Origin of the sequence: Streptomyces sp. NPDC058231, from assembly GCF_042882275.1 — a bacterium.
Taxonomy (GTDB): Bacteria; Actinomycetota; Actinomycetes; order Streptomycetales; family Streptomycetaceae; genus Streptomyces.
On the sequence record NZ_JBHVWN010000006.1, the window covers coordinates 1 to 16,480 of the forward strand.

General features: G+C 70.9%; 16 protein-coding genes and 1 pseudogene. 5 read left to right on the forward strand and 12 right to left on the reverse strand.

Annotated elements, in window-relative coordinates:
• Positions 1 to 143 precede the first annotated feature (143 nt).
• Positions 144 to 656, reverse strand: coding sequence for a MarR family winged helix-turn-helix transcriptional regulator (locus ACFVXE_RS05935; RefSeq protein ID WP_389669553.1), 513 nt, complete (start codon positions 654 to 656; stop codon positions 144 to 146).
• A 178-nt stretch (positions 657 to 834) separates the two neighbouring features.
• Here ACFVXE_RS05935 and ACFVXE_RS05940 point away from each other — a divergent pair, with 178 nt between their 5' ends.
• Positions 835 to 1,617, forward strand: a complete 783-nt coding sequence (locus ACFVXE_RS05940) for a dioxygenase (protein WP_389669554.1) — start codon at positions 835 to 837, stop codon at positions 1,615 to 1,617.
• Positions 1,618 to 1,641: 24 nt separating this feature from the next.
• On the opposite strand, the gene ACFVXE_RS05945 is transcribed toward ACFVXE_RS05940, so the two are convergent.
• Positions 1,642 to 2,187: a GNAT family N-acetyltransferase gene (locus ACFVXE_RS05945; protein ID WP_389669556.1), complete on the reverse strand. Its 546-nt coding sequence runs from the start codon at positions 2,185 to 2,187 to the stop codon at positions 1,642 to 1,644.
• 148 nt (positions 2,188 to 2,335) lie between these two features.
• On the opposite strand from ACFVXE_RS05945, the gene ACFVXE_RS05950 reads away from it, so the two are divergent.
• Positions 2,336 to 3,334 carry an RNA polymerase sigma factor RpoD/SigA gene (locus ACFVXE_RS05950; RefSeq protein ID WP_389669558.1) on the forward strand — a complete coding sequence of 333 codons (999 nt, stop codon included), beginning with the start codon at positions 2,336 to 2,338 and terminating at the stop codon, positions 3,332 to 3,334.
• Positions 3,335 to 3,422: 88 nt separating this feature from the next.
• On the opposite strand, the gene ACFVXE_RS05955 is transcribed toward ACFVXE_RS05950, so the two are convergent.
• On the reverse strand, positions 3,423 to 4,421 hold the full coding sequence (locus tag ACFVXE_RS05955; protein ID WP_389669560.1) for a helix-turn-helix transcriptional regulator: 999 nt from the start codon (positions 4,419 to 4,421) through the stop codon (positions 3,423 to 3,425).
• Positions 4,422 to 4,482: 61 nt separating this feature from the next.
• Between ACFVXE_RS05955 and ACFVXE_RS05960 the strand changes: the two genes are divergently transcribed.
• Positions 4,483 to 6,033, forward strand: coding sequence for an MFS transporter (locus tag ACFVXE_RS05960; protein ID WP_389669562.1), 1,551 nt, complete (start codon positions 4,483 to 4,485; stop codon positions 6,031 to 6,033).
• 73 nt (positions 6,034 to 6,106) lie between these two features.
• On the opposite strand, the gene ACFVXE_RS05965 is transcribed toward ACFVXE_RS05960, so the two are convergent.
• From ACFVXE_RS05965 to ACFVXE_RS05975, 3 genes are all read right to left on the reverse strand, one after another.
• Positions 6,107 to 6,877 (reverse strand): DUF6227 family protein, encoded by a 771-nt coding sequence (locus ACFVXE_RS05965; protein WP_389669564.1) that lies wholly within the window; start codon positions 6,875 to 6,877, stop codon positions 6,107 to 6,109.
• Between the two features lie 182 nt (positions 6,878 to 7,059).
• The gene (locus tag ACFVXE_RS05970) at positions 7,060 to 8,136 is read right to left on the reverse strand and encodes a P1 family peptidase (protein ID WP_389669566.1); all 1,077 of its coding nucleotides are present in this window, start codon (positions 8,134 to 8,136) and stop codon (positions 7,060 to 7,062) included.
• 10 nt (positions 8,137 to 8,146) lie between these two features.
• A complete protein-coding gene (locus ACFVXE_RS05975) occupies positions 8,147 to 9,334 on the reverse strand; it encodes a low temperature requirement protein A (RefSeq protein ID WP_389669568.1) in 1,188 nt (395 codons plus the stop codon).
• 413 nt (positions 9,335 to 9,747) lie between these two features.
• Between ACFVXE_RS05975 and ACFVXE_RS05980 the strand changes: the two genes are divergently transcribed.
• Positions 9,748 to 10,125 (forward strand): hypothetical protein, encoded by a 378-nt coding sequence (locus tag ACFVXE_RS05980; RefSeq protein WP_389669896.1) that lies wholly within the window; start codon positions 9,748 to 9,750, stop codon positions 10,123 to 10,125.
• Between the two features lie 22 nt (positions 10,126 to 10,147).
• Complete coding sequence (locus ACFVXE_RS05985) at positions 10,148 to 10,375, forward strand: hypothetical protein (protein ID WP_389669569.1); 228 nt, start codon at positions 10,148 to 10,150, stop codon at positions 10,373 to 10,375.
• A gap of 13 nt (positions 10,376 to 10,388) precedes the next feature.
• On the opposite strand, the pseudogene ACFVXE_RS05990 reads toward ACFVXE_RS05985, so the two are convergent.
• The 6 genes and pseudogenes from ACFVXE_RS05990 to ACFVXE_RS06015 form a co-directional block, all read right to left on the reverse strand.
• Positions 10,389 to 10,856: pseudogene (locus ACFVXE_RS05990) on the reverse strand (MscL family protein); the annotation flags it as partial.
• Positions 10,857 to 11,027: 171 nt separating this feature from the next.
• Positions 11,028 to 11,501 (reverse strand): RcpC/CpaB family pilus assembly protein, encoded by a 474-nt coding sequence (locus tag ACFVXE_RS05995; protein ID WP_389669898.1) that lies wholly within the window; start codon positions 11,499 to 11,501, stop codon positions 11,028 to 11,030.
• 442 nt (positions 11,502 to 11,943) lie between these two features.
• Positions 11,944 to 12,777 carry an S-methyl-5'-thioadenosine phosphorylase gene (locus tag ACFVXE_RS06000; RefSeq protein ID WP_389669571.1) on the reverse strand — a complete coding sequence of 278 codons (834 nt, stop codon included), beginning with the start codon at positions 12,775 to 12,777 and terminating at the stop codon, positions 11,944 to 11,946.
• An 89-nt stretch (positions 12,778 to 12,866) separates the two neighbouring features.
• Entirely contained in the window at positions 12,867 to 13,220 is a 354-nt protein-coding gene (locus ACFVXE_RS06005; protein ID WP_389669573.1) for an FmdB family zinc ribbon protein, read from the reverse strand.
• Between the two features lie 66 nt (positions 13,221 to 13,286).
• On the reverse strand, positions 13,287 to 14,570 hold the full coding sequence (locus ACFVXE_RS06010; protein WP_389669575.1) for an MFS transporter: 1,284 nt from the start codon (positions 14,568 to 14,570) through the stop codon (positions 13,287 to 13,289).
• A 318-nt stretch (positions 14,571 to 14,888) separates the two neighbouring features.
• Positions 14,889 to 16,412, reverse strand: a complete 1,524-nt coding sequence (locus ACFVXE_RS06015) for a potassium/proton antiporter (RefSeq protein ID WP_389669900.1) — start codon at positions 16,410 to 16,412, stop codon at positions 14,889 to 14,891.
• Positions 16,413 to 16,480 lie beyond the last annotated feature (68 nt).

Consider the following 16,480-nt stretch of genomic DNA (forward strand, 5'->3'; position numbering starts at 1 on the left):
CGCGGGGGGTGTCGAGGACGAGTTCACGGCCCCGGTCGTCGCGCACGGCCGGGGGACGCGCGGTGTGACGTGTTGTGACCGGGGGTCGCCCCCGGCCCCACAGTGGAGCCGGGGCAGACCCGCGTCGGCGTTCGGAGGGCGGCTCAGCGCAGCCAGGGCAGGTCCGCGTCCGTGCCCTCCGGCTCCAGGCCGGTGGCGACGATCTGCATGATCTCGCCGAACGAGCGCACCTGCTCGGGTGTCAATCGGTCGAACATCGCCTGACGCACGGCGCGGACATGGCCCGGCGCGGAACGGCGGAGCATCTCGTACCCCTCGTCGGTCAGCACCGCGTTCTGACCGCGCTTGTCCGACGGGCAGTCCTCGCGGCGCACCCAGCCGTTCCGCTCCAGACGGGCGACGGCGTGCGAGAGTCGGGAGCGGGTGATCTTGGCGATCTTGGCCAGCTCGGTCATCCGCATCCGGCGGTGAGGCGCCTGGGACAGTTCGACGAGAAGTCCGTAGTAGATGTGCGGCATTCCGGCATCGCGCTGGAGCTGGCGGTCCAGGTGATCCTCCAGGAGCGTGGTGGCGTGGAGGTAGGCGCGCCAGACCCGCTGCTCTTCGTCGGAGAGCCAGCGGGTCCCGTCGGTGGATGCCGTGGTCATGTACTCCACTGTACGACCTTTTCTTGAAAGTTGAACTAGATCGAGCTAAGGTCTCCGGAGGTGGGAACTTGAAGCTTCAATGAATCTTCGGTCCGAGAGACCTCACAGTTCTAGGAACCTCGCGGCTCAGGAAACTTCAGGCTCCCTGCGGAAGACTTGTCCTGAGAAGTAGCTGATGGGGAGTGTCATGACTGTCACTGCGGAGCGCATGCCCGCCCTCTATCTCTCCCATGGCGCGCCGCCGCTGGCCGACGACCCCGTCTGGCCCGGCCAGCTCGCCACCTGGTCCGCGGAGCTGCCCCGCCCCACGGCGATCCTCATGGTCTCCGCCCACTGGGAGGAGGCCCCGCTCGCGCTCGGCGCGACCGAGACCACCCCGCTCGTCTACGACTTCTGGGGCTTCCCGGCCCACTACTACCAGGTGCAGTACGCGGCCCCCGGCGCCCCGCGGCTGGCGGAGAACGTGCGCAAGCTGTTGCGTGGGGCCGGCACGCCGGTCCAGGACATCCCCGGCCGCGGGCTCGACCACGGGGCGTACGTCCCGCTGGTGGAGATGTACCCGGGCGCCGACGTTCCCGTGCTCCAGATCTCCCTGCCGACGCTGGACCCGCAGAAGCTGATGGACATCGGGCGCAAGCTCGCACCGCTGCGCGACGAGGGTGTGCTGATCGTCGGCAGCGGCTTCTTCACCCACAATCTGGCCGCGCTGCGGCACACGGGCGGCGGCAACCCCGGCTGGTCGGTGGAGTTCGACGACTGGGGCCACCGGGCACTGCAGGCACAGGACATCGACGCGCTGCTGGACTTCGAGCACAAGTCCCCGGCCGGCCGACTGGCCCACCCGCGCACCGAGCACTTCGCGCCGCTCTTCGTGACGCTGGGCGCCGCGGAGGGGGAACTCGACCAGGGGCGCAGCGTCATCGACGGGTTCTGGATGGGGCTCGCCAAACGGTCGGTGCAGTTCGGATGAGCCCCGGCCCCGGGTGCCCCGGCCCTACGCCTCCGGGCCCAGCGGCTTCTCGTACCAGGCCACGTCCCAGTACCTGTCGAACTTCCGGCCCACCTCGGCATGCGTGCCCACGTGGCGGAAGCCGAAGCGGTCGTGCAACCGCACGGAGGCGTCGTTGGGCTGGGTGATCGCGGCGTAGGCGCGGTGCAGGTCCTCGCCGGTGAGAGCCTCGAAGAGCGACTTGTACAGGAGCGTGCCGAGGCCGCGTCCGACGGTTCCCGGGGCGCAGTAGACGCTCACCTCCACCGACGTCGCGTACGCCGCCTTGGGGCGCAGTTCGCTGCTGGTGGCGTACCCGAGGATCGCTCCGGGGCCGGAGCCGTCGACCTCGACCTCCTGGGCGACCAGGAGGCGGTGCGGGCCGTCCACCGGATGGGAGTGCAGCCAGGGCAGCCGCTGTTCGGGTGTGAGCGGCACCAGATCGAATGTGAGCGCGGTCTCGCGCACGTAATGGTTGTAGATGTCGGTGAGGGCCACCAAATCGCCCTCGACGCCAGGCCTGACCTGCACTTCTGTACGAAACTCCGGCATATGTACCTCCCTCGCAGCCGGACAGGGTACTGCATGATCGCGAAAATGAACGCGCGCCATGGGAATTCTGTCCGGATTCCAGTCGTTGTTTCCATCGGATGCAGGGCACTCGAAAGGGTGTCGCGACCTACTCAGCAAGGGAGCACGCATGGCAACCCGTGCCGTCGCCCGTCGTTCGTCCGCCAGTGGCGGGAGCAGCCGGGCAAGCAGTGTTCGCGCCGTGGGCGGGGAGATCGCCGATCGCGACCTGGTCGGCATGTACCTGGACGAGATCGCACGTACGCCTCTGCTCGACGCCGCCAAGGAGGTCGAGCTGTCGCAGGCCGTCGAGGCAGGCGTCTTCGCCCGGCAGATCCTTGACGGCGCGCTGGAGAGCGATGCCGGCGGAGCGACGCGTGAGGAGCTGGAGGCGCTGGTCGCCGAGGGCGAGCGCGCCAAGGACGTATTCATCCGCTCCAACCTTCGGCTCGTGGTCGCGGTCGCACGCCGCTATCCGCGGGCAGGTCTGCCTCTGCTCGACCTGATTCAGGAGGGGAACGCGGGCCTGGTGCGCGCGGTCGAGAAGTTCGACTACGCCAAGGGCTTCAAGTTCTCCACCTATGCGACGTGGTGGATCCGTCAGGCCATCACACGTTCCATAGCCGACCAGTCCCGCACGATCCGGCTCCCCGTCCACCTGGTGGAGGAGCTCGGCCGGATCCGCCGTGTGCAGCGCGAGTTCAACCGCGAGCACGGGCGCGACCCGGAGCACGCGGAGATAGCCGCGGAGCTCGACACCACGCCCACGCGAGTGGGTGACGTACTGGACTGGGCGCGTGACCCGGTCAGCCTCAACATGGCTGTCGACGACGAGGGCGAGACCCAGTTCGGCGATCTGCTGGAGGACACCTCCGCGGTGTCGCCCGAGCAGTCGGTCATGACGCTGCTGCGCAGCGAGGAGCTGGAGGACCTGATCGGCAAGCTCGACCACCGCACCGCGTCGATCATCCGTATGCGGTACGGCATCGAGGACGGCCGTGAGCGGACCCTCACCGAGGTCGGCAAGCAGCACGGGCTGACCCGGGAGCGGATCCGTCAGATCGAGAAGCACGCACTGCTCGAACTGAAGCGAATGGCCCACGACACGGGTTTTGACGCTGCGGCATGAGCTCGCGTCCAGTAGCCTCCGATATGGGTCGCTTCGTACGGACCCCCTGAGCTGAGTCCCGGCGCCCACCCCCCCCTGGCGCCGGGGCTCATTCTTTTGCGTCGCCCCGTGCGGGCCGCCCGGGCGGAGGCGCGGCCGCGCGCGTCAGTCGGTGCCCCAGATCACCCAGGTACGCCACCAGCTGCGGCGGCGCGTGCGCGGTGAACTCGCAGTCGACCAGCGCCAGCCGGAGCGCCACCCACTCCAGGGAGTCCGCAAGGACCGTGCGCAGCCGGCAGCTGTGCTCCCCGGTCGGTTCCGGCCGGCCGAACGTCGCCGGCAGCCGCGCGGCGACGAACTCCGCCGGCGCCGCGAAGGTCACCTCGACCGCCAGTTCCGGCTGCCGGCGCTGGATGGAGCTGGTGAGGAACTCCGCGACATCGCCCGCGGGCAGCTCGCGCGGGGTGAAGCGGGCCCCCGTGGGGAACGGCTCGCTCACCCGGTCCACGCGGAACGTGCGCCATGCCTCGCGCTCCAGGTCGTACGCGACGAGGTACCACCGCCACCCCGTGCTCACCAGCCGGTACGGCTCGACCTGTCTCCTCGACTCGGCGCCGTCCCCCGCCCGGTACGCGAAACGCAGCCGCTCCCGACCGGTGACCGCCGCCGCCATCACCGTCAGCGTCTGCGGGTCGATGGTCGAACCGTCGCCGCGGGTCAGCGGCATGGTCGCGTTCTGCAGGACCGAGACCCGGTGCCGCAGCCTGGACGGCAGCACCTGCTCCAGCTTCGCCAGCGCCCGTACGGACGCCTCGTCGACGCCCTCGATGGCATGCCCGGCCCCCGCCCGCAGCCCCACGGCGATGGCCACCGCCTCCTCGTCGTCGAGGAGCAGCGGCGGCATGGCGGCGCCCGCGACCAGGCGGTATCCGCCCACCGAGCCGCGCGACGCCTCGACCGGGTAGCCGAGCTCGCGGAGCCGGTCGATGTCGCGGCGGATGGTGCGCGGGCTGACCCGGAGCCGCTCGGCGAGTTCGCTGCCCGGCCACTCGCGCGGCGTCTGCAGGAGCGACAGCAGATTCAGCAGTCGTGCCGGGGTGTCGGTCATGGAACCAGGATGCCCACCCATTGGGTCATGACCTGACCTAATAGGCCTTTAACTTCTTCGCATGAACTCTTCCGAATCCCCTCTGCCGTCCACGGCGGCCGCTCCCGCGGTGTCCTCGGACCCGTCGGACCGGCGCCGGTGGTTCGCGCTCGCCATCGTGATGACCGCGGCCTTCATGGACCTGGTGGACGTCACGATCGTCAACATCGCCATCCCGAGCATCAAGCAGGACACCGGCGCCACGTTCAGCTCGATCCAGTGGATCACCGCCGGGTACGCCCTGGCCTTCGCGGCCGGTCTGATCACCGGCGGCCGGCTCGGCGACATCTACGGCCGCAAGCGGCTCTTCCTCATCGGCATCGGCGGCTTCACGCTGGCCTCGGCGCTCTGCGGCTTCGCCGCGAACCCGGAGATGCTCGTCGCGTCCCGCATCCTGCAGGGCGGCACCGCCGCCCTGATGGTTCCGCAGGTGCTGTCGATCGTCCACGCCACCTTCCCGGCGCACGAGCGCGGCAAGGTCTTCGGCCTCTTCGGTGCGATCGTCGGCCTCGGCGCCGTCTCGGGACCGCTGCTGGGCGCACTGCTCACCGAGTGGAACATCGCCGGCCTGGAGTGGCGGCCGATCTTCCTGATCAACCTGCCGGTCGGCATCGCGGGACTGCTCCTCGGCCGGAAGTTCATCACGGAGTCCAAGGCTCCCAAGGCCCTCCGGCTCGACCTGGTCGGCGTCGCGCTGGTGACACTGGGGCTGCTGATGCTGCTCTACCCGCTGACCCGCGGGCGCGAGCTGGGCTGGCCGCTGTGGGGGTACGCGCTGATGGCCGGCAGCGCCCTGGTCTTCCTGGCCCTGGTGCTGTTCGAGCGGGAGAAGGCACGCAAGGACGGCTCACCGCTCGTCGAGCTCTCACTCTTCCGGGTCAAGAGCTTCGCGGCGGGTATCGCCGTCCAGCTGACCTTCGGCATCGGGCTCGGCATCTTCTTCCTGGTCTGGACGCTGTACATGCAGATCGGCCTGGGCTGGAGCGCGCTGCGCGCCGGCACGACCGGTATCCCGTTCTCCATCGCCGTGTCGTTCGCCGCCGGGATCTCCGTGCAGAAGCTGGTGCCGCGGTTCGGGCGCAAGGTCCTGCAGACCGGGGCACTGCTGATGGTCGCCGGACTGCTGCTCTACATCTGGGAGTCCGACCGGTACGGCATGGACATCGCCCCCTGGCAGATGGCTCTGCCGCTGGTCGTCATGGGTCTCGGGATGGGGCTGATCGTGGCTCCGCTGACGGACGCCGTGCTGTCCGAGGTGCCAAGGGAGCACTCCGGATCGGCGTCCGGACTGATCAACACCGTTCAGCAGATGGGCAACGCCCTGGGGCTCGGCCTGGTCTCCGTCGTCTTCTTCAGCTCCATCGATGACCGTCTGGCGCCGGCCGCGATGGGGCCGGCGTTCGTCGAGGCGTTCCAGCACTCGCTGTGGTGGGTGGCCGGAGTGCTCTCGGTGATCTTCGTGGTGATGTTCGCGCTGCCCGCGCGGCCGCGCCAGCACGTGGAGGGCGGCGACGACGTCCAGGAAGCCGCTGCGACGGACGGGGTGGCCAAGGAGGCCGCGCTGACGCACTGACGTCGCCCGTCCGCCGGCGAAGGCGCCCGCTCCCCTCGGGGGTGCGGGCGCCTTCGCGTGTGCCGCGCCCCGGTCAGCAGATGCGCGTCCGGCTCGCCATCGCCTCGCGTGCCGCCTCCTCGTCCCCGTACACCTCGCACATGTGGCGGCCGTCCGGCGTCGCCGTGTGCTCGACCTCCCACAGACTCGTCTCGCTTCCGTCGAGGAGCAGGAATGCGTGCTCGTAGAGCGTGAATCCGGCATCCCGTCCCTCGACCCGGCACTGCCGGCCGAAGACCTGGGTGATGTGGTGGGCGAACGCGGTCCGCAGCAGACGCGCGGTCCCCTCGCCCGGACCGTCCCGGTTCTCCGCGCGCCGCAGGACCCGGCGGGCATGGTCCGCGGAGTTGTCCGGCGCGTACATCCGGGGCAGCGGGGCCGGGGGAGCGGCCATCAGGACCGTGAGTATCTCCAGGTCCGCCTGGGACCCGTCCTCGCCGAACGCGGGTACGTCGGAGAAGCTGCCGGACAGCCGGGCGGCGGCGAGCTGGGCGTCGCCCTCGTCGTCGTACAGCTCATGGTGCTGGGGAGCGGGCCGCAGCCGCGACCGGGGGTCCGTCGAGCCCCTGGAGGTTCCGTGGACCAGCTCCCACAGGGTCAGCGCGGACCCGTCGGCCAGCAGATACGTGTGCCGGAAGGTCTCGCGGTGCAGTACGGAACTGTGGTGCGAGGAATGCAGGGAGCTGCTGTGGGCCAGCGCGGTCCCGAGCTGCTCGACCGTGCGGTCGGGCAGGTCGAAGGAGTTGAGTGCCCGTCGCAGGAGTCGGTCGAGATGCTGCTCGGTTGTCTCGTACGGATCGCTCAAGGTGCTGTCTCCAGGCCGTCGCCGCGTGTGACTTGATGCGTGCTTAACGTAGTCCCTGGGTCCGACATTGCGGCCGGGGTTCCAGAAAACGTACGGGACACACAGAAGGTTCCTGGTGTTTCATCCGAACTTCCTTTCCTGGAACGCGAGTAGGCGGCGAGGTGACGGCTGAGGCGGCGGGGTCAGAGGGTGCCGTAGAGATCGCTGTACGAAGGGTGGAACCCCGCCCCGGGGCGGGCGTCGACGCCGCGCGCCGCCCGCACGGCCTTCACGATCGCCCGGGTCACGGCGTCCGCGCCCGCCGCCAGGATGTCGTTCAGAGCGAGCGGATTCCCCTGCGGCAGGGGTCGTTCGCCGGTGGCCAGTGCGAACACCGTGTCCCCGTCGTTCAGCAGATGTACGGGCCGCACGGCGCGCGCCATCCCGTCGTGCGCCGTGCCCGCGAGTTTCTGCGCCTGCGAGCGGGTGAGACCGGCGTCCGTCGCGACGACGGCGAGCGTGGTGTTGAGCGGGGGGATCCTGTTCGCGTCCCGCGCCTCGTCGAGCCGGCGCCGTGCGGCTTCGTGGACCTCGGCGACGGGGCGCACGGGAGGTTCGGCGGCGCCGTACTCCCCGTACAGCACCCCGGTCACCGGATCGATCACCGAGCCCGCGGCGTTCACCACGACCAGCGCGCCGACCGTGATCCCGGACGGCAGCACCGTGCTCGCCGTGCCGACGCCGCCCTTGAGGTGGCCGGCGACCGCACCCGTGCCCGCGCCGACGCCGCCCTCGGCGACCGGAGCCCCCGGCTCCGTGCGCGCCGCGGCCTCCACGGCGGCGCGGCCGGTCGAGGCGTCCGGGCGGGCCCGCCAGTCGCCGCCCCGGCCCAGGTCGAAGAGGCACGCGGCGGGGACCACCGGGACCACCTGCGACGGATCCGGGCCGACCTGCACGCCGCGCCGCCGCTCCTCCAGCCAGGCCATCACTCCGGACGCCGAGTCCAGTCCGTACGCGCTGCCGCCGGTGAGGACGACGGCGTCGATGCGTCGCACCAGATTGCGCGGGTCGAGGGCGTCCGTCTCCCGGGTGCCGGGTCCGCCGCCGCGCACGTCGACGGCGGCGGCCACACCGCCCTCGGGCGCCAGGACGACGGTGGTGCCGCTCAACGCGCCTTCGCCCGGCACCCGCGCATGCCCGACGCGGAGCCCGGCGACATCCGTGAGCGCGTCCACCGCCCCGGGCGGCGAGAACGGGGGTTGTGCGCCATGACCGGTCATCCTGCGCTCCTCACATAGGCGGCGAGACCTCGGCCGACACCGGTGCACCCGGCGTGGGGCGCCGCGACAGCGACACCCCGACGGCCACCGTCGCGGCCGCCACCAGACCGGCTGCCAGGGTCGCCCACTCCCCGGCGAACGTACAGCCAAGGACGGCCACCGCGGCCAGCGGTAGCGGCAGTTGCTCGGCGAGGTCCCGTTTGAAGTGGCGGGAGTGGAGCAGCCACACCGTCAGCAGATAGACGGCGGTGGGAACGGTCACGGCGGCCGCCGCCGCCGTGACCGTCACATGGGCCTTGCCGGTGGCCTGCTCCACGGCGACCTCGATGCCGGAGCCGATCGCCGCGGCGGAACCGAGGATCAGGTAGTGGCCGTACCCCCAGATGAACGCCCGTCGTTTGCTGCGGAGATAGTCGTGGATCGGTACGGCGAAGTAGATCCACCAGGCGGCGAAGACGAGCAGCAGGCCGCCTGCGGCTACCGGCAGGAGATCGTCGAGCGCGTCGTGCTCGTCGACCGCCTCCTGGACGGCGACCGTGGCCGCGGCGATCGTCTCGCCGAGCACGATGATGGTGAACAGCCCGTACCGCTCGCCGATGTGGTGCGGATGCCAGCTCGTTCCGTGGCCGCGCTCGGCGAGAGCCGGGATCGACAGTTCGCACAGGGCGAGCGCGACGAAGACCGCGGTACGGGCGCCCTCGGCACCGGTCGGCAGGAACAGCATCCCGATCCAGCCCAGTTGGGCCAGGACGATTCCTGATGCGTAGCGCCGCGCGACTCTGCGTTCCGCGCCCTCGGCGCCGTGGACCACGCGCAGCCACTGACTGGTGAGCGCGAGCCGCATCACCACGTATCCGAGAACCCCGAGTGTCCAGTCCCCTCGGTCGAAGGCGCGCGGCACCCCGGCGGCGAAGATGAGCACGCCGGTGATCTGCACGAACGTGACCAGGCGGTACCACGGGTCGTCGGTGTCGTACGCGGAGGCGAACCAGGAGAAGTTCACCCAGGCCCACCAGATCGCGAAGAACACGGCCAGATAGCCGGTGACACCGGTGCCGGGGTGCCCCACCGCGACGGCGTGCACCAGACGGCCGCCCGCCTGGGCGACGGCGACGACGAAGCACAGATCGAAGAAGAGCTCCAGCGGGGTCGCGACACGATGGGGCTCGGCGGGGCTGCGGGCGGTCATCCGGGGCATGGGCCCCAGCACAGCAGACCGCCGCGGCGGCGGGCCGTGGGACGCGCAGCCCGGTCGGGGAAAGCCTCCGATGGACTCCCGCGAGCACACGCACCGGCCGGCCGGGACCCGGTTCGCCCGATGCCGTTCCGGCCCAGCCCGGTTCGGCTCGGTCCGTGGGGCCACGTCGCACTCCGTGAGGCCCTTCGCCCCGTACGGCGGTCCGTCGCCCGTTCCGCGGCGGAGCCCCTCCTCGCACCGCGGGATTGCCCGCCTCGTGCAGGCGCCGCGCGAACGGCTGCCCCGGAGTCCGGGGCGGCGTGGACGGCCCCGGAGCCGATGCTCCGCGCGCCCACGCTCCGGCCGCCGGTGACATGGGTGCCAGGGCGTCCGGGACCCGGACCGCCGAGGCCGAGCACACCGGCAGGCGGGGCATGACCGACGCCGAGCGGCCCACCGAGCCGCGGTATCCGGAGTACCACCCGGGCAGCGCCCGGCCGGAGCTGAACCGTCCCGTCCATGAGCGTTATCCGCAGATCCGCTCCACCAGCGGCTACGGCGATCCCCGGGTCCGCCGCACCGGTCCGGGACCCGGAGCCGGTACGGATCAGGAGCCCGAGCGATCCTCGAAACTTACGGCACGGCTTGCCCTTGCCATGACCGTCGTCATCGGCCAGCTCTGGTGTCTGACCGTCGTCATCGACGAGTGGATGGAGGGCAACAGCGGAACGGCCTGGTGGGGCGCCGGCTTTCTCTGCCTGCCCTTCCTCGTCGTCCTCGGGCTCCGGGTGGTCGACCCGAAGGATCGTTGACCACCGCCGTACCCTGGGAGACATGAGTACCGCCCCCGCCCCCGGACCGCGCGATGCGAAACCGTCCCAGCCGGCCAGTCCGACACAGCCGGAACAGAGGAAGCCCAAGCCGGCTCTGATCTTCGACGATCCGCTGGACCAGCAGTCCGCGGACGATACGGACCGGGGTTGGGGAGAGCGGGCCCCGGCCGGCGGCAGCGCCGCCGACCTCGCGCGTTTCCTCGACGAGAAGCCGCCGCACCACGGCTGAGCTGCTCGTCGTGCCCGCGGCCCGAATCCGGGCCCGCGCCGGCCGGGCCGCTGCGCTGTGACACGAGCGCGTCGCGGATCTCCTTCAGCACTTCCAGCTCGCCGACCTCCAGCGTCTCCTGCACCCCGTCCTTGGCGGCCTGCATGTGCGCTCGCCTGGCCAGGTACTTGGCCATCGGCAGCACCAGCAGGAAGTAGACGACGGCCGCCGTGATCAGGAAGCCGAGGGCGGCGCTGAGCACGGATCCCCACAGGATCCGGATGCCCTCGACCGTCTCGCCCGTCTTCGGATCCGTGACGCAGGGGCCTTTGAGGCAGGAGCTGTAGCTGTCCAGATCCTTGGTGCCGAACGCACCGACGAGCGGATTGATGACGCCCTAGACGAACGCGTTCACGATGTTGGTGAACGCGGCGCCGATGACGACGGCGATCGCCAGGTCGATCACATTGCCGCGCAGCAGGAAGGCCTTGAAGCCCTCCATCAGGCTGACCCTTTTCTTCTTCTCGCTCACGAGTGACTCTTCCTCCGCATGCACCGTAAGGGGAGCGGACTGCTCCGCAACCTACGACAGAATGAGAGGGAATCTCCCCGTACGCGCCTTCCGTTCGGTTGCTTGACGGAACGTCAGTGCCGTCGGGGCGGCGCATCCGGATCAGCACAGCGTCACCGCCAGCCGGCCCGAGATGCCCGCACCCGCCAACGACGCGGCCGTACTCCGCGGCACGGAGAGTACGACCAGGGCGCCGTCTGCCGCGGAGGCCTCCGCCGGATCCTCGGCCCAGCCGTCGGCCGGGGTCCGCGGCACCTCGGCGACCCGCGCCCCCTTCGCGACCACCTTGGCGCCGGCCCCGGTCCCGCCGTCCGCGATCACATCGACCCGGTCCCCGGGGCGCAGCAGCCGGACCGTCGCCGCGTCCGCGATCCGGACCGGCGCCGCGACCAGCGGAACCGGTCGTCGCTCCGCCTCCGGCGCCGCACCTCCCGTGCCGCCCCCGCCGCCCGGCGTCTCACCGCCGCCCAGCCCCGACGCGGCGAGTGCCGCGGCTGTCAGCGCGAGACCGGCCGCCATCGCGCGCCGCTGCCGCCACACGGCCCGCCGTAACCGGCGCCCACCGCCCCCGCGCACCCGCAGCGGCGCGAAGGCGGGCACCCCGCACGGTGCTGGCGCGGAGACCGGGGGGCCGGGGACCGCGGGACACGCATCGCGCGAGGGAGACCGCGGTGACGGGCGAGACCGCGGTGAGGGAGAGTGCGACGAGGAGAAGGGGACGGGGGGAACGGGCGGGACCATGGCCAACACCACCAGCCGTGACGAAGGAGAGCCGAGTTCGGACGAACACCGACGTCCCCACCATCCGCCTTCCACGCGACATCCGCTGAGCCCTGTGGACAGCCCTCACGTTGTGGACAAGTCCGTCACCCGCCCGCCGCCACGTCCCCGAGCACGTCACCCCCAGCAGGCACACACCAGCAGCCCCGTCGGACCGGCTCCCCCTGCGGCAGCCCCACCCGGGTCAGTCCCACCCGGGTCAGTCCCACCCAGGTTGGCGCAGCCCCGGTCAGCTCCCTTACGGCAGCTCGATCCCCGTGTCGATCCCGTCCAGCGCGTGCGCACAAGGACAGTTGCGGGTCTCCTGCGCGGGCAGCGCGGCCACCGCGTCGAAGAGCACCGACCGCAGCCGGTCCACATTGGCCGCGAACACCTTCAGCACCTCCCCGTGGGAGACGCCCTCGCCCGCCTCGGCGCCCGCGTCCAGGTCCGTCACCAGCGTCATCGTCGTGTAGCAGAGACCCAGTTCCCGGGCGAGCACGGCCTCCGGATGCCCGGTCATGCCGACCACCGACCAGCCCATCGCCGCATGCCAGCGCGATTCGGCCCGGGTCGAGAAGCGGGGCCCCTCGACGACCACCAGCGTTCCGCCGTCCACCGCTTCCCAGCCCCGGCCGCGGGCCGACGCCAGCGCGACCTTCCGCCCCTCGGGGCAGTACGGATCGGCGAAGCCCATGTGCACCACGTTCGGCGCCACGCCGTCCGCCCGGGTCTCCCCGTCGTAGAACGTCTGGGTGCGGGCCTTGGTGCGGTCCACCAGCTGGTCCGGCACGAGCAGCGTTCCCGGGCCGTACTCCGGTCGCAGCCCGCCGACCGCGCACGGGCCGAGTACCTGCCGTACGCCCACGGAACGCAGGGCCCACAGATTGGCCCGGTAGTTGATGCCGTGCGGCGGCACATGGTGGCCGCGGCCGTGGCGGGGGAGGAAGGCGACCCGGCGGCCGCCGATCTCGCCGAGGAAGAGGGAGTCGCTCGGTTGTCCGTACGGGGTGTCCACGCGAACCTCGGTGACGTCCTCCAGGAAGGAGTACAGGCCCGAGCCGCCGATGACACCGATCTCTGCGTTCACCATGCGGTCACAGTAGCGGGACCGGAAAACGCCGAGGACCCCGCCGATCGAATCGGCGGGGTCCTCGGTGAAGAGAGGGTGGATACCCCGGCTCAGGCGGCCGACGTACCGCTCGACGACGACGCGGAGGACGACGAGGAAGAGGCAGAAGCGGAGGACGAAGACGTGGACGCCTTCGAGTCCGAGCCCGTCGAAGACGACGGGGAAGAAGCTGGAGCTGAACCGGAGGCCTTCGCGGACGACGAAGCCGGCGCGCTGCTCGACGAGGAGCCGCGGCTGTCGTTCCGGTAGAAACCGGAACCCTTGAAGACGATGCCGACCGCCGAGAACACCTTCTTCAGGCGTCCCTCGCAGTTCGGGCACACGGTCAGGGCATCATCGGTGAACTTCTGCACCGCTTCGAGGCCCTCGCCGCACTCGGTGCACTGGTACTGATAGGTCGGCACTTGATCCTCCTGGCACTCTGACTCTATGAGTGCTAACGACGCTCCATACTGACCTATTCCGCTGGATCAGTCCACCGTGACCGGCTCGCGGTGACCGATCCCACGTGCCACGGTCCGCCCCGACGCCCTCGGTGCCAGCCGCGAACGCAGCGTCACCAGGGTCGCGAGCGCCAGTACGGTCCCCACCAGCGGCACCACGAATCCGGTGCTCGCGCCGTGGGCGTCCGCAAGCCGTCCGGCGACCGTCACGGCCGCCGCCTGTCCGAGCGCGACCGCACCCGTCAGCCAGGTGAAGGCCTCGGTCCTCGCGGACGCCGGAACCAGCGCCTCGACGAGCGTGTATCCGCTGATCAGCGCCGGAGCGATGGAGAACCCGACCAGCAGCCCCAGCCCGGCCAGCAGCGGCACGGAATGCACGGCCCACAGCCCGGACGCGGTCAGCGTCAGCGCGGCGTACCCGGCGATCAGCCTGCGCCGCGGCCCGCTCTTCCAGGCGATGGCGCCGCAGGCGATCCCGGCCAGCATGTTGCCGGCCGCGAAGATCCCGTACAGCAGGCCGTTCGCCCCCGGGCGGCCGATCTCCTCGGCGAACGCGGTCAGCGAGACCTGCATGCCGCCGAAGACCGCGCCGATCCCGAGGAAGGCCACCGCGAGCACCCGTACGCCCGGCACGGACAGGGCGGAGGCGTGCCGCCCGGAGTCGGTGGCCGTGGCGGCGCGGACCGCGGGCTGGGTGCGGTGCTGCGCCGCGAAGAGCACCCCGCCCACCAGCGTCAGCGCGGCTTCCGTGATCAGTCCGGCCGCCGGGTGCACCCCGGTGCACAGGGCGGTGGCCAGGACCGGTCCGATGACGAAGGTGAACTCGTCCGTCACCGACTCGAACGCGGCGGCGGTCGGCATCAGCGGCGAGGCCGCCCGGCCGGGCGCCGCGCCGAGCAGGGCCGCCCAGCGGGCCCGCACCATGGGCCCGACCTGCGGTACGGACGCGCCCGCCGGAACGGCGGCCAGGAACAGCAGCCACAGCGGCGCGTCCGCCAGCGCGAGTGCGGTCAGCGCCGACACGGACGCCGCGTGCACGAGCACGCCCGGCAGCAGTACGGCGCGCTGGCCGATGCGGTCGGCGAGCCTGCCGCTCTGCGGTGCGAACAGCGCCATGGAGACACCGGTGACCGCGGCGACCGCGCCGGCGCTGCCGTACGAGCCGGTGGTGTGCTGGACCAGGAGCACGATGCCGATGGTCAGCATCGCGAAGGGCTGCCGTGCCGCGAAGCCGGGCAGGAGGAAGGTCCATGCGCCCGGGGTGCGCAGCAACTGCTGGTAACCGGGGCGGTCGGAGACCGTGGACGCCACGGTCCATGCCTTTCTGCCGCCTGGTAGCGGTGCCACCGCCGTCGGCCCGCAGATGTGGGGGCCGTTCCCGTACGGGGGCTGCCGAGAGCTGTCCTCTTCGCGCGGAACTGCGGTAGATGCCGGGCGCTCGCTGCAGAGGCGGAGGACGCCACGACCGCCATACGGTCGCGCCAGCTCTGCGTCAGGCAGAGTTGGTCGATCAGGTGGGTTGAGCAGATGTATGAGTGACCGGATTTTTCGATCCGGTTTCCTTCATGCTACAGGCAGGAATACGCGCATGCCTGTGATTGTGCGCGCTCTTCCGTTCGGCACCTCGGATCAGTGGTGCGTCCTTACTGTGCCGGTGCCCGTCTCACCGCTTCCCAGCCAGCCGGCCAGCTTGCCGCCTTCGCCGACGGCTCGCAGCCGGGCCTCCGCGGCGTCGCGCACCGGATCGGTCGTGACGACCAGCAGTTCGTCCCCGTGCCGCAGCACGGTCGACGGCGCAGGTACGAAGCTCTTCGCGTCCCGTACGACCAGCGTGACGGCGGCCCCGGCGGGCAGCCGAAGCTCGCCGACCTCCACGCCGTGCATCTTCGATCTCCTGGGGATCGCCACCGACAGCAGATGCCCGCGCAGCCGTTCCAGCGGCGCCGACTCGATGCCCAGGTCGGCGGCCTCGGATGGATCCTCGGCGATCTTCAGCGCCTTCGCCAGCCAGGGCAGCGTCGGCCCCTGGATCAGCGTGTATACGACGACGAGCACGAAGACGATGTTGAAGACCCGGCCGGAGCCCTCGATCTTGGACACCATCGGAATGGTCGCCAGGATGATGGGCACGGCGCCGCGCAGCCCGGCCCACGACATCAGGGTCTTCTCCTGCCACGTCATCCGGAACGGAATCAGCGAGATGAAGACCTCCATCGGCCGCGCCACCACCGTCAGCACCAGACCCACGACCACGGCCGGCCAGAAGTCGTCGAGCAGTTCGTGCGGGGTGACCAGCAGTCCGAGCAGGACGAACATGCCGATCTGGGCCAGCCAGCCGAGCCCGTCGGCGAAGCCGCGGGTGGCGGGCCAGTGCGGCAGCTTGGCGTTGCCGAGGATCATCGCGGCCAGGTAGACGGCGAGGAAGCCGCTGCCGTGGGCCATGGCGCCCGCAGCGTAAGCGGACACGGCGATCGCCATCACCGCGATCGGGTAGAGACCGGACGCGGGCAGCGCCACGTGACGCAGTCCGTACGAGCCGAGCCAGCCGACTGCGATGCCGACGGCCGCACCGATCGCCAGTTCCAGGGCGATCTCGCCGATCAGTACGTACCAGCTGTCCACCGGGCCCCTGGTCGAGAACGCCACCACCAGGATCACCACGGGGGCGTCGTTGAAGCCGGACTCGGCCTCCAGCACACCGGTGATCCGGGCCGGCAGGGGCACCTTGCGCAGCACGGAGAAGACCGCGGCGGCGTCCGTCGAGGAGACGACCGCACCGATGATCAGCGACTGCCGCCAGTCCAGGCCGACCAGATAGTGCGCGCCGATCGCCGTCACACCCACGCTCACCGCGACGCCGACGATCGACAGCACGGCGGCGGCGGGCAGCGCCGGTTTGATCTCTTTCCACTTCGTGCCGAGGCCGCCTTCGGCCAGGATCACGACCAGGGCGGCGTAGCCGAACACCTGGGTCAGCTCGGCGTTGTCGAACTTGACGTCGAAGAACCCGTCCTGCCCCATCGCGATCCCGATGCCGAGATACAGGAGCAGGCTGGGCAGGCCGCTGCGGGACGAGATGCGTACCGCCGCGACGGCGACGAGCAGGACGAGCGAGCAGACGAGCAGGAGTTCGTTGAGCGCGTGGACAGTCAGTGGCCGTTCCTTCCCTGTGTACGCCTGCCGGATCGTCCTCCGGCGGCCGGTACTTCGTTACCTTACCT

Bases quoted from the DNA above. Each gene is read 5' to 3' on its own strand.
- ACFVXE_RS05940 (WP_389669554.1), top strand. From the start codon at position 835: ATGACTGTCACTGCGGAGCGCATGCCCGCCCTCTATCTCTCCCATGGC.
- ACFVXE_RS05945 (WP_389669556.1), bottom strand. From the start codon at position 2,187: ATGCCGGAGTTTCGTACAGAAGTGCAGGTCAGGCCTGGCGTCGAGGGC.
- ACFVXE_RS05950 (WP_389669558.1), top strand. From the start codon at position 2,336: ATGGCAACCCGTGCCGTCGCCCGTCGTTCGTCCGCCAGTGGCGGGAGC.
- ACFVXE_RS05955 (WP_389669560.1), bottom strand. From the start codon at position 4,421: ATGACCGACACCCCGGCACGACTGCTGAATCTGCTGTCGCTCCTGCAG.
- ACFVXE_RS05960 (WP_389669562.1), top strand. From the start codon at position 4,483: ATGAACTCTTCCGAATCCCCTCTGCCGTCCACGGCGGCCGCTCCCGCG.
- ACFVXE_RS05970 (WP_389669566.1), bottom strand. From the start codon at position 8,136: ATGACCGGTCATGGCGCACAACCCCCGTTCTCGCCGCCCGGGGCGGTG.
- ACFVXE_RS05975 (WP_389669568.1), bottom strand. From the start codon at position 9,334: ATGCCCCGGATGACCGCCCGCAGCCCCGCCGAGCCCCATCGTGTCGCG.
- ACFVXE_RS05980 (WP_389669896.1), top strand. From the start codon at position 9,748: ATGACCGACGCCGAGCGGCCCACCGAGCCGCGGTATCCGGAGTACCAC.
- ACFVXE_RS05985 (WP_389669569.1), top strand. From the start codon at position 10,148: ATGAGTACCGCCCCCGCCCCCGGACCGCGCGATGCGAAACCGTCCCAG.
- ACFVXE_RS06000 (WP_389669571.1), bottom strand. From the start codon at position 12,777: ATGGTGAACGCAGAGATCGGTGTCATCGGCGGCTCGGGCCTGTACTCC.